This is a genomic window from Streptomyces californicus, assembly GCF_000717645.1.
Taxonomy (GTDB): Bacteria; Actinomycetota; Actinomycetes; order Streptomycetales; family Streptomycetaceae; genus Streptomyces; species Streptomyces californicus.
In genome coordinates this window covers 85,296-96,757 of the sequence record NZ_JNZZ01000024.1, presented here as the reverse complement: position 1 = coordinate 96,757, position 11,462 = coordinate 85,296, and the positions used below count along the sequence as shown (strand labels likewise).

The following is an 11,462-nucleotide window of genomic DNA, read 5'->3' as shown; positions in this document are numbered from 1 at the left end:
GGGCTACGGGGCCGGGGGCTGCGGGGCCGGGGGCCGGAGGGGCGTCGCAGGCGCCCGGGCCCGTGGCGAGTCCGCAGGCGCCCGTGGTCGGGTGGGCGTCGCAGACTGCCGGGCCCTACCGGGCCCCATGGACACCCGGACCGGGCGGAGGTGTCGAGACACCCCGGCCCGGGTCCGCAGGGCGCCCGCGCTCGGGCGGCCCCGCCCGCGCTCGGGGGCCGCCGGGCCGGCCCGCTGCTCAGGCGAAGACGGCGAGGCTCTTGGCCTTGCCCTTCTCCTCCTCGACGAGCACGAGGAACGCCCCGTCCGGCCCGTAGACCGCGACCGGCCCCGGCGGGTACGCGGGCATGTCCAGCCGTACGCCGTTCAGGAGCAGCTTGGCGCGCTTCTCGTCCACGTCCCAGCGGGGGAAGGCCGCGTCCGCCGCCTCGGCGACCGGCATGACGGTCAGCTCCTCCTGGTGCTGGTCGAGCGTCCGGGCCGCGTCGAGGCCGTACGGGCCGACCCGGGTGCGGCGCAGCGCGGTCAGGTGGCCGCCGACGCCCAGTCCGGCGCCGAGGTCGCGGGCGAGGGCCCGGATGTACGTCCCCGAGGAGCAGACGACGGAGACGACCAGGTCGAGCACGGGGGTGCCGTCCTCGGCGACGGCCTCGCGGACGTCGTAGACCCGGAAGGAGGAGACGGTCACCGGGCGGGCCGGGATCTCGAACTCCTCGCCGCCGCGCACCCGGGCGTAGGACCGCTTGCCGTCGATCTTGATGGCGCTGACCTTGGACGGGACCTGCATGATCGCGCCGGTCAGCGCGGCCACCCCGGCGTCGATGCCCTCCCGGGTCACGCCGGAGGCGTCGGCGGACGAGGTGATCTCGCCCTCGGCGTCGTCGGTGACGGTGTCCTGGCCGAGCCGGATCGTACCGAGGTACTCCTTCTCGGTCAGGGCGAGGTGGCCCAGGAGCTTCGTGGCCCGCTGGACGCCGAGCACGAGGACCCCGGTCGCCATCGGGTCCAGCGTGCCGGCGTGGCCGACGCGTCGCGTGCGGGCGATGCCGCGCATCTTGGCGACGACGTCGTGCGAAGTGAAGCCGGACGGCTTGTCGACGATGACAAGGCCGTCCGGCGTGGTGGTCTGCTCGGTCATGCGGAGGTCGGGCCCTCGTTCTTCTCGGCGGGGCCGTCGGACTCGTCCTCGTCCTCGGGCTTGCGGTACGGGTCGGCCTCGCCGGCGTACGTGGCGCCCGTGGACACCTCGCGCACCTCCGCGTCCTTGGCCCGCGCCTTGTCGAGGAGGTCCTCGATGGTGCGGGCGTTGTCCGGGAGGGCGTCCGGCACGAAGGCCAGGGTCGGCGTGAACCGGACCCCGGTCTGCCGTCCGACCTCGGAGCGGAGGACGCCCTTGGCGCTCTCCAGCGCCGCGGCGGAGGCGGCGCGCTCCTCGTCGTCGCCGTAGACCGTGTAGAAGACCGTGGCCTCCCGCAGGTCACCCGTGACCCGGGCGTCCGTGATCGTCACGAAGCCCAGCCGCGGATCCTTGATTCGCCGGTCCAGGGTCTCCGCGACCACGACCTGGATGCGATCGGCCAGCTTGCGGGCCCGCGCGTTGTCGGTCACCGGTCCGTCACTCTTCCTTCTGGTTTCGCTCGACTGTCAGTCTTCGTCACGTGTCAGTCTTCTTCACTGTGCAGCCGCCGTCTCACCGACAGCAGCTCCACCTCGGGGCGGGCCGCGACCAGCCGCTCGCAGCGGTCGAGCACGTCCGTGAGGTGTCCGGTGTCACCGGAGACCACGGCAAGGCCGATCTCGGCCCTGCGGTGGAGATTCTGCCCGCCGGTCTCGGCCGCACTCACCGCGAATTTCCGCTGGAGCTCGGCGACGATCGGGCGGACGACGGAACGCTTCTCCTTCAACGACCGTACGTCGCCGAGGAGCAGATCGAAGGACAGGGTCCCCACATACATGTGTGTCCGGATGTCCCGCCGGTTCGGGTTCGTGCCCCGCCAGAGCTTGCCGGGGACACCAGAACCGTACCGGAACGGCCGGAGCCGATCGACGGAAATACGACCCGTCGACCGGCTCCGACCGTGGTGGAGGGGGCCGGGAGCGGACTCCCGGCACCCTTCCGACTTCCCTGCGGATCCTCGCGGATCCGAGGTGGATCAGCCTCGCGGCTTCTCGCGCATCTCGTACGTCGCGATGACGTCGTCGATCTTGATGTCGTTGAAGTTTCCGAGGTTGATACCGCCCTCGAAGCCTTCGCGGATCTCGGTGACGTCGTCCTTGAAGCGGCGCAGACCGGAGATGGTGAGGTTCTCCGCGATGACCTTGCCATCGCGCAGCAGGCGCGCCTTGGTGTTGCGCTTGACCTCGCCGGAGCGGACCAGCACACCGGCGATGTTGCCCAGCTTGGACGAGCGGAAGATCTCGCGGATCTCCGCCGTGCCGAGCTCGACCTCTTCGTACTCCGGCTTGAGCATGCCCTTGAGGGCCGCTTCGATCTCTTCGATCGCCTGGTAGATGACCGAGTAGTACCGGACGTCCACGCCCTCGCGCTCGGCCATCTGCTCGGCACGCCCCGCGGCGCGCACGTTGAAGCCGATCACGATGGCGTCGGAACCCGTCGCCAGGTTGATGTCCGACTCGGTGACCGCACCCACACCGCGGTGCAGGATCCGGATGTCGACCTCTTCGCCGACGTCGAGCTGGAGCAGCGAGGACTCGAGAGCCTCCACCGAACCGGACGCGTCGCCCTTGATGATGAGGTTGAGTTCCTGGACCAGACCGGCCTTGAGCGCCTCGTCCAGGTTCTCCAGGGAGAACCGGACGCCCTTGCGGGCGAAGTTGGCGTTGCGCTCACGGGCGGCGCGCTTCTCGGCGATCTGACGGGCCGTACGGTCCTCGTCGACGACCAGGAAGTTGTCGCCGGCACCCGGGACGTTGGTGAGACCGAGCACCAGGACGGGGGTCGAGGGACCCGCTTCCTGCACGTTCTGACCGGTGTCGTCGAGCATGGCGCGCACCCGGCCGTAGGCGTCGCCCACGACCATCGTGTCGCCGATGCGCAGCGTTCCGCGCTGAACCAGGACCGTCGAGACGGCACCGCGACCACGGTCGAGGTGGGACTCGATGGCGATGCCCTGCGCGTCCTGGTCGGGGTTGGCCCGCAGGTCGAGCGAGGCGTCGGCGGTGAGGACGACGGCCTCCAGGAGCGCCTCGATGTTGAGGCCCTGCTTGGCGGAGATGTCGACGAACATGGTGTCGCCGCCGTACTCCTCGGCCACCAGACCGAACTCGGTGAGCTGACCGCGCACCTTGGTCGGGTCGGCGCCCTCGACGTCGATCTTGTTGACCGCGACCACGATCGGCACCTCGGCCGCCTTGGCGTGGTTCAGCGCCTCGATCGTCTGGGGCATCACACCGTCGTTGGCCGCCACCACGAGGATCGCGATGTCGGTCGACTTCGCACCACGGGCACGCATGGCGGTGAACGCCTCGTGACCCGGGGTGTCGATGAAGGTGATCTTGCGCTCTTCGTCGTTGACGTCCGTCGTGACCTGGTAGGCACCGATGTGCTGGGTGATGCCACCGGCCTCGCCCGCGACCACGTTGGTCTTGCGGATCGCGTCGAGGAGGCGGGTCTTACCGTGGTCGACGTGACCCATGACGGTCACGACCGGCGGACGGGAGACCAGGGCCTCTTCGCCGCCCTCGTCCTCGCCGAACTCGATGTCGAAGGACTCGAGCAGCTCGCGGTCCTCCTCCTCCGGGCTGACGATCTCCAGCACGTAGTTCATCTCCTCGGCGAGGAGACGCAGCGTGTCGTCGGAGACGGACTGGGTGGCCGTGACCATCTCGCCGAGGTTCATCATCACGGCGACGAGCGACGCCGGGTTGGCGTTGATCTTCTCCGCGAAGTCGGTGAGCGAGGCGCCGCGCGACAGGCGGACGGACTGTCCGTTTCCGCGGGGCAGCATGACGCCGCCGACCGACGGGGCCTGCATGGCCTCGTACTCCTGGCGCCTCTGCCGCTTCGACTTGCGGCCACGACGCGCGGGACCGCCGGGACGGCCGAAGGCGCCCTGCGTGCCACCGCGGCCACCGGGACCGCCGGGACGGCCACCGAAGCCGGGACGACCGCCGAAGCCGCCGCCGCCACCACCGGGACGACCGGCACCGCCGCCGCCACCACCGGGACCGGCCGGACGGCCGGCGAAGCCGCCGCCACCGCCACCGGGACGACCGGCGAAGCCGCCGCCACCGGGACGACCGCCACCGGCGCCGCCGGGACGACCGCCACCGCCGGGACCACGGCCACCAGGGCCGGGGCGCGGGCCGGCAGCGGGACGCTGCGGCATCATGCCCGGGTTCGGGCGGTTACCGGCGGGGCCGCCGCCGGGACGCGGGGCCTGCGGACGGGGCATGCCGCCCGGGGTCGGACGGGCGCCGCCCTGACCCTGACCGCCCTGGGGGCGCGGGGCGCCGCCGGGGCCGCCCTGCGGGCGCGGGGCGCCGGGGCGCTCCTGGCCGCCACCGGGGCGCGGGGCGCCGCCGGGACGGGGTGCCGAGGGGCGCGCCATGCCGGTGGAACCGCCGGAGGTGAAGGGGTTGTTGCCCGGACGGGGACCGGCCGGACGGGCGCCGCCGGGGCGCGGGGCGCCCTGGCCGGCGGGACGCGCGGGGCGGTCGCCGCCACGCTCGCCACCGCGACCGCCGTCGCGCTGGCCACCGTCGCGCTGGCCGCCGCCCTGAGCCGGACGGGCCGGGGTGGGACGGGGGCCGGGGGTGGCACCGGCGGGACGGGGGGCCTGCGGCTGCGGGGCGGCCGGACGCTCCGGTGCCGGGGCCGAGAACTCGGCGGCCGGGACCGGGGTGACCGGGGCCTTCGGGGCAGGCTTCGGGCCCGGACGGGGGCCCGCCGACGGCGCGGGCGCCGCCGGGGTGCTGCTCGGTGCCTCGGCGGCGGCCGGCTTGGGGGCCGGGGCGCCGGGCTTCGGGGCAGCGGGACGTGCCGCGGCGGCCGGAGAGGGCGCCGAGGGCTTCGCGGGCGTCGCCTTGCGGGGCGCGCCAGGCTTGGCAGCGGGCTTGCCGGCGTTGCCGCCGGGCCCCTGCAGTGCGTCGGTCAACTTGCGTACAACCGGCGCCTCGATCGTCGAGGACGCCGAACGGACGAATTCACCGAGTTCTTGGAGCTTGGCCATGACGACCTTGCTCTCCACGCCGAACTCCTTGGCGAGTTCGTATACCCGGACCTTAGCCACTTCGCTCCTTTTAGGTCCGGGTTACCGCCGGACCGTCGCTACTTCATGGGCGTACTCATCGCGTACTCATCGAGTGCTCATCGCAATCTCGACCTACTTCCAACTCGCGAGGTACCTGACCGCACGGGGTCCCGTGCCGTTCATTTCTTACGTTTCCTGCGGTGTCGCCCGCTCCACGAACCGCGTCAGCGCCGCGGTGTCGAACGGCCCCTCGGCCTTGAAGGCCCGGGGGAACGCCCGGCGGCGGACCGCCAGGTCGAGACAGACAGAGACGGGGTGCACGTAAGCACCCCGGCCGGGCAGCGTACCGCGTGGATCAGGGGCGCAGACGCCCTCGTCCACCACGATGCGCAGCAGCTCGCTCTTGGCCGCTCGCTCCCGGCACCCCACACAGGTGCGCTCGGGGCAAGCGCGGGCTTGCGTCCGGCCAGACACGTTTAAGTCTACCTCCCCGTACCGACCTCACCGCTTTGGGGCAAAAATCGAACGGATGTTGTCGTGATCTCAGCGGCGTGCGTTCCAGATCTATTCCCTGGGACCGCTCCGGGTCAACGCCTTTCCGAGCGCTCCCGGGCCCGCTCGGCCCGCTCGCGGTCGGCGTTCTCCCGCTCCTCGTCCGTCTCGGTGTCCGGCCGGATGTCGATGCGCCAGCCGGTGAGCCGGGCGGCGAGGCGGGCGTTCTGCCCCTCCTTGCCGATGGCCAGCGACAGCTGGTAGTCCGGCACGGTGACCCGGGCGGAGCGGGCGCCGAGGTCGACGATCTCCACCTTGCTCACCCGGGCGGGCGAGAGGGCGTTGGCGACCATCTCGGCCGGGTCGTCGGACCAGTCCACGATGTCGATCTTCTCGCCGTGCAGCTCGGCCATGACGTTGCGCACCCGGCTGCCCATCGGGCCGATGCAGGCGCCCTTGGGGTTCAGACCGGCGCGGGTGGAGCGTACGGCGATCTTGGTGCGGTGGCCGGCCTCGCGGGCGATGGCCTCGATGACCACCGAGCCGTCCGCGATCTCCGGGACCTCCAGCGCGAAGAGCTTCTTCACCAGGGTCGGGTGGGTGCGCGAGAGGGTCACGGACGGTCCGCGGACGCCCTTGGCGACCCGGACGACGTACGTGCGCAGCCGCAGGCCGTGGGTGTACTCCTCGCCCGGGACCTGCTCCTGGACCGGAAGGATGGCTTCCAGCTTGCCGATGTCGACCAGGACGTTCTTGGGGTCCTTGCCCTGCTGGACGACGCCGGTGACGACGTCGCCCTCGTGGCCCGCGTACTCCCCGAAGGTCTTGTCGTCCTCGGCGTCGCGCAGCCGCTGCAGGATGACCTGCTTGGCGGTGGTCGCGGCGATGCGGCCGAAACCGGAGGGGGTGTCGTCGAACTCCTCGGGCTCCTGGCCCTCTTCGAGGTCGGCGGGGTCCTCCTTGGCCCACACCGTGACGTGGCCGGTCTCGTCGATCTTCACGCGCGCCCGGCGGTGGCTGCCGTCGGTGCGGTGGTACGCGATGAGGAGGGCCGACTCGATCGCCCCGACGAGCACGTCGAAGGGGATCTCCTTGTCCTGCGCCAAGCCCTTCAGAAGCTTCACATCGATGTCCACGGCTACGCCTCCTCTTCCTTCTTGTCCTTGCGGTTGAATTCGATCTCCACGCGCGCCCTGGCGATCTCGTCGAAGGCGAGGCGGCGGGCGGTGGGCTTGCGGCCCTTGACGCCGGGCACTTCGAGGTCGAGCCCGTCCTCGTCCACGGCGAGGATGCGGGCGACCAGCTCACCGGAGCCGTCGCCGGACAGGTGGAACCTGGCCAGCCGGCCGGTGGCGCGTACGTAGTGGCGGTGCTCGGTCAGCGGGCGGTCCGCGCCCGGGGAGCTGACTTCGAGGACGTACTCGCCCTCGCCCATCGCGTCGGTCTCGTCCAGCTTCTGGGAGATCGAGCGGCTCAGCTCCGCGCAGGCGTCCAGCTCCACGCCCTCGTCGGAGTCCACGACGATCCGCAGCACCCCCCGGCGGCCGGCCCGGGTCACCTCGATCTCCTCGAGGTCCAGCTGCTGCGCGCTGACGAGCGGTTCCAGCAGCCCGCGCAGCCTCTCGCTCTGGGTGGTGCTCATCCGGGTGACTCCTCGGCCGCGTGTGCTGTTGTGGGGAACGTCGTGCGTCAGGTCAAAGGGTATCCGGTCGCCAGGGGTGTTGCCGTCCGCCTCCCGCCGGGCCCGGGTACGCTCACGTGCGGTGATCACATCAGGACAGATCCGGTCAGGACCGGTCGAGGCCCGAAGGAGAAACGTGCGGCGCACGGGGACGACGCGCAGGGGGGCGCTCACCGCGACGGGAGCCCTCGCCCTGGGCGCGGTGCTGACCGGCTGCGGGGGCGGCGGCGAGGAGACCGGGGGCGGCGGGCCCGCGCACTCCGGCGCACGGGCCGCGGCGGAGAAGACCGAGCGGACGCTCCGGGAGACGGCGGTCCGCGACGGCGCCCTCCTGCTCGCCCGGTACGACCGGGTGGCCGAGGTGCATCCGGCGACGGCGGCCGGGCTGGCGCCCCTGCGGGCGGCCGTGGCCGAGCACGGGAAGGCGCTGGCGCCGCCCCGCGCGAAGGACGCCCCGAAGAAGGGCGGGACGGACGGCGGCGCGCCCGCGAAGGACGCCCCGTCCCCCGCCCCCGGTCCGGTGGCGGCCGCCCCGAAGGCCGCGCTGAAGGAGCTGGCGACGGCCGAGCGCCGCCGGGCCGACGCGCACGCCGAGGCCCTGCTGGAGGCCGGCCCCGAGCTGGCCCGGCTGCTGGCCTCGGTGGCGGCGGCCGCCGCGGCGCACGCGTACCTGCTGACCGGACTGGCCGAGGAGACACCCGCATGAGGACCCGTTCCGTCCGGCCGTCCGAGGAGGACGCCGGCTCCCCCGAGCTGACCGCCGTCCAGTCGGCGCTGGCCGCCGAGCACGCGGCGGTGTACGGGTACGGAGTGCTCGGCGGCCGCCTCGACGGGAAGCGGCGCGCCGAGGCCCGCGCGGCGTACGACGCGCACCGGGCGCGGCGGGACGCGCTGGCGCGCGCCGCCCGGGACCTGGGCGGCCGGCCGGTGGCGTCGGACGCCGCGTACGGCCTGCCGTTCCCGGTCGCGGACGCCGCGTCGGCCGAGCGGCTGGCAGCGGAGCTGGAGGACCGGATCGCGGGCGCGTACGCCGATCTCGTACGGGCCTGCGAGGGGGCGCGCCGCGAGGAGGCCGCCGGCGCGTTGCGGGAGGCCGCGGTGCGGTCGGCCCGGTGGCGCGGGCGCAACGTAGCCTTTCCGGGGCTCGCCGAGCGGGCCGCCGGTGCGGATCCGGCAGCGACGGGCCCGGTGGAGGCGGCGGGCGCGGACGGGTCGCGCTGATCCGAGGAACCGAAAGGGAACACACGACGTATGGGTTGCGAACCGCCGCGGCGCCTGGAGCGCGCACTCGGTGAGATGTACGGGGACGCCGCGGCGGCCGACTGGCTGGCCGGGCTCCCCGGGCTGACCGAGCGGGCGCTCACCGCCGGGGACGGCCTGACCGCGGAGCGGGTGGCCGCTCCGGGCGGGCGCAGCTCCCTGGTGGTGCTGGTGCGGCGGGCGGACGGGACCCCTGCGGCGCTGAAGATCGCCCCGCCCGCCGCCCGGCCCGATCTGGAGCGGGCGGCGCTGGAGCACTGGAACGGCTGGGGCGCGGTGCGGACGCTGGACGCCTCGGAGGCGGGTGCGTCGGGGGCGGGTGCGTCGCGGCCGGATGCGTCCGGGCCGGGTGCGTCGGAACCGGGTGCGGTGGACGCCGCCGGGGGGCTGCTGCTGGAGCGGCTGCACCACGAGGTGTCGCTGCGCTCGCTGCCGGAGGCGAAGGCCCTGCTGGAGGCGGCGGGGACGGTGCGGCGGCTGTGGGTGGAGCCGCCCGCCGGGCACGGCTTCGAGACGGTGGCCGAGCGGACCGCGCGCCAGAGCACCGGGATGCGGGCGGCCGCCGAGGCCGATCCGGAGCTGGCGCCGCTGGTGGAGGCGGCGCTCGCGGCCCGTGCGGAGCTGGTCGAGGGCGCGTCCGAACTCCTGCTGCTGCACGGCAACTTCCGGCAGAGCAAGGTGCTGTCCGGGGAGCGCGCGCCGTGGCTGACGGTGGGTCCGGAGCCTCTGGTGGGCGAGCGCGCCTACGATCTGGCGCGGCTGGTGCGGGACCGTGCGGAGGATCTGATCGCCGCCTCGGGCGGCCCTGTGACGGCCCGGCGCCGGGTGAAGAAGCTGGCGGAGTCGCTGGAGGTGGACCAAGCGCGGCTGCACGGCTGGACGCTGTTCCGGGCGGTCGAGTCGGGCACCCGGGCGCTGGCCGAGGGGCGGCGGCAGATGGGCGAGGTCAACCTGGAGTTCGCGGGCTGGCTGTAGGGCGTGTCCGGCGGACCTCGACCGGTCGCGCCGTCTGCCCGATCCTGATCCGCCGGACACACCCCGACCGGTGACCGTACGAGGAGGGCCCCCGCGCACCGTGCGTGGGGGCCCTCCTCATGGGCGGTGTGCGTGATCAGGCCAGGTCGGCCGTCAGGCGGGCGATCGCCTCGTCGACGGTCAGCTCCTCGCGCTCGCCGGTGCGGCGGTCCTTGAGCTCCAGGACGCCGTCGGCGGAGCGGCGGCCCGCCACCAGGATCTTGGGCACGCCGATCAGCTCGGAGTCGGTGAACTTCACGCCGGGCGAGACGCCGGGACGGTCGTCGACCAGGACGCGCAGGCCCGCCGCGTTGAGCTTCTCCGCGACGTCCAGGGCCAGCTCGGTCTGGAGGGCCTTGCCGGCGGCGACGACGTGGACGTCGGCCGGGGCGACCTCGCGGGGCCAGCACAGGCCCTTGTCGTCGGCGGTCTGCTCGGTGAGGGCGGCCACGGCGCGGGAGACGCCGATGCCGTACGAGCCCATCGTGACGCGGACGGGCTTGCCCTGCTGGCCGAGGACGTCGAGCTGGAAGGTGTCGGCGTACTTGCGGCCGAGCTGGAAGATGTGGCCGATCTCGATCGCGCGGTCCAGGACGAGGCCGGTGCCGCACTTCGGGCAGGGGTCGCCCTCCTCGACGACGACGACGTCCAGGTACTGGTCGACCTCGAAGTCGCGGCCGGCGACGACGCTCGCCGCGTGCTTGCCCTCCTTGTTGGCGCCGGTGATCCAGGAGGTGCCGGGGGCGACGCGGGGGTCGGCGAGGTAGCGAACCTTCTCCAGTCCCTGGGGGCCGACGTAGCCGCGTACGAGGTCGTCGCGGCCGACGAAGTCCTCGGCGGTGACCAGCTCGACCACGGCGGGCGCCAGGTGCTCGCCCAGCTTGCCGAGGTCGACCTCGCGGTGGCCGGGTACGCCGACGGCGACGATCTCGCCGTCCACCTTGACCAGCAGGTTCTTCAGGGTGGCGGAGGCGGGGACGCCCAGGTGCGCGGCGAGCGTCTCGATGGTCGGGGTGTCGGGGGTGTCCAGCTCCTCGACCGCGCCGTGCGCCGAGCCGTCGACCGGGGTGAGCTCGAAGGTCACGGCCTCGGTGTTGGCGGCGTAGTCGCAGTTCGGGCAGTCCGCGAAGGTGTCCTCACCGGCGGCGGCGGGGGCCAGGAACTCCTCGGAGGCGGAGCCGCCCATCGCGCCGGAGACGGCGGAGACGACGCGGTGGTCCAGGCCGAGCCGCTCGAAGATCTTGATGTAGGCGGCGCGGTGCAGGGCGTAGGAGTGCGCGAGGCCCTCGTCGGTGGTGTCGAAGCTGTACGAGTCCTTCATGTGGAACTCGCGGCCGCGCAGGACGCCGGAGCGGGGGCGGGCCTCGTCGCGGTACTTCGTCTGGATCTGGTAGAGCATCACCGGCAGGTCCTTGTAGGACGTGCACTGGTCCTTGACGGTCTGGGTGAAGATCTCCTCGTGGGTCGGGCCGAGGAGGTAGTCGCCGCCCTTGCGGTCCTTGAGGCGGAAGAGCAGGTCGCCGTACTCCTCCCAGCGGCCGGACGCCTCGTAGGGCTCCTTGGGCAGCAGGGCGGGGAGCAGCACCTCCTGGGCGCCGATGGCGTCCATCTCCTCGCGGACCACGTTCGAGATGTTGTCCAGGACCTTCTTGCCGAGCGGCAGCCAGGACCAGATGCCGGCCGCGTTGCGGCGCACGTACCCGGCGCGGACCAGCAGCTTGTGGCTGAGCGTCTCGGCGTCCGCCGGGTCGTCGCGCAGTGTCTTGATCATCAATCGGGACATGCGCTGGACCTGGGCCATG

Annotated in this window: 11 protein-coding genes; 3 read left to right on the top strand and 8 right to left on the bottom strand. The window is 73.1% G+C overall.

Annotation, left to right across the window (positions count from 1 at the left end; genetic code table 11):
• Positions 1–238 precede the first annotated feature (238 nt).
• The 7 genes from truB to rimP all read right to left on the bottom strand — a co-directional run bounded on the left by truB (position 239) and on the right by rimP (position 7,347).
• A complete protein-coding gene (truB, locus tag IF19_RS0128055) occupies positions 239–1,138 on the bottom strand; it encodes a tRNA pseudouridine(55) synthase TruB (RefSeq protein WP_030116404.1) in 900 nt (299 codons plus the stop codon).
• Positions 1,135–1,608, bottom strand: a complete 474-nt coding sequence (rbfA, locus tag IF19_RS0128050) for a 30S ribosome-binding factor RbfA (protein ID WP_030116403.1) — start codon at positions 1,606–1,608, stop codon at positions 1,135–1,137. The genes truB and rbfA overlap by 4 nt, the downstream gene beginning before the upstream one ends.
• A 53-nt stretch (positions 1,609–1,661) precedes the next feature.
• Positions 1,662–1,955 carry a DUF503 domain-containing protein gene (locus IF19_RS0128045; protein ID WP_030116402.1) on the bottom strand — a complete coding sequence of 98 codons (294 nt, stop codon included), beginning with the start codon at positions 1,953–1,955 and terminating at the stop codon, positions 1,662–1,664.
• Between the two features lie 198 nt (positions 1,956–2,153).
• Positions 2,154–5,252 carry a translation initiation factor IF-2 gene (infB, locus tag IF19_RS1000000136520; RefSeq protein ID WP_030704580.1) on the bottom strand — a complete coding sequence of 1,033 codons (3,099 nt, stop codon included), beginning with the start codon at positions 5,250–5,252 and terminating at the stop codon, positions 2,154–2,156.
• 147 nt (positions 5,253–5,399) lie between these two features.
• Positions 5,400–5,687, bottom strand: a complete 288-nt coding sequence (locus IF19_RS0128035) for a YlxR family protein (protein WP_170757399.1) — start codon at positions 5,685–5,687, stop codon at positions 5,400–5,402.
• 113 nt (positions 5,688–5,800) lie between these two features.
• A complete protein-coding gene (gene nusA / locus IF19_RS0128030) occupies positions 5,801–6,841 on the bottom strand; it encodes a transcription termination factor NusA (protein WP_030116398.1) in 1,041 nt (346 codons plus the stop codon).
• A 2-nt stretch (positions 6,842–6,843) separates the two neighbouring features.
• Positions 6,844–7,347, bottom strand: coding sequence for a ribosome maturation factor RimP (rimP, locus tag IF19_RS0128025; RefSeq protein ID WP_030116397.1), 504 nt, complete (start codon positions 7,345–7,347; stop codon positions 6,844–6,846).
• A 175-nt stretch (positions 7,348–7,522) separates the two neighbouring features.
• On the opposite strand from rimP, the gene IF19_RS0128020 reads away from it, so the two are divergent.
• Genes IF19_RS0128020 through IF19_RS0128010 form a run of 3 tightly spaced genes read left to right on the top strand, consistent with a single transcriptional unit; the run spans position 7,523 to position 9,621 of the window.
• Positions 7,523–8,092, top strand: a complete 570-nt coding sequence (locus tag IF19_RS0128020; RefSeq protein WP_030121366.1) for a hypothetical protein — start codon at positions 7,523–7,525, stop codon at positions 8,090–8,092.
• Positions 8,089–8,607, top strand: coding sequence for a ferritin-like domain-containing protein (locus IF19_RS0128015; RefSeq protein WP_030276869.1), 519 nt, complete (start codon positions 8,089–8,091; stop codon positions 8,605–8,607). The genes IF19_RS0128020 and IF19_RS0128015 overlap by 4 nt, the downstream gene beginning before the upstream one ends.
• Positions 8,608–8,637: 30 nt before the next feature.
• Positions 8,638–9,621, top strand: a complete 984-nt coding sequence (locus IF19_RS0128010) for an aminoglycoside phosphotransferase family protein (RefSeq protein WP_030116395.1) — start codon at positions 8,638–8,640, stop codon at positions 9,619–9,621.
• Between the two features lie 136 nt (positions 9,622–9,757).
• Here IF19_RS0128010 and IF19_RS0128005 read toward each other — a convergent pair whose 3' ends face one another.
• Positions 9,758–11,461, bottom strand: a complete 1,704-nt coding sequence (locus IF19_RS0128005; protein ID WP_030116394.1) for a proline--tRNA ligase — start codon at positions 11,459–11,461, stop codon at positions 9,758–9,760.
• Position 11,462: the final 1 nt, after the last annotated feature.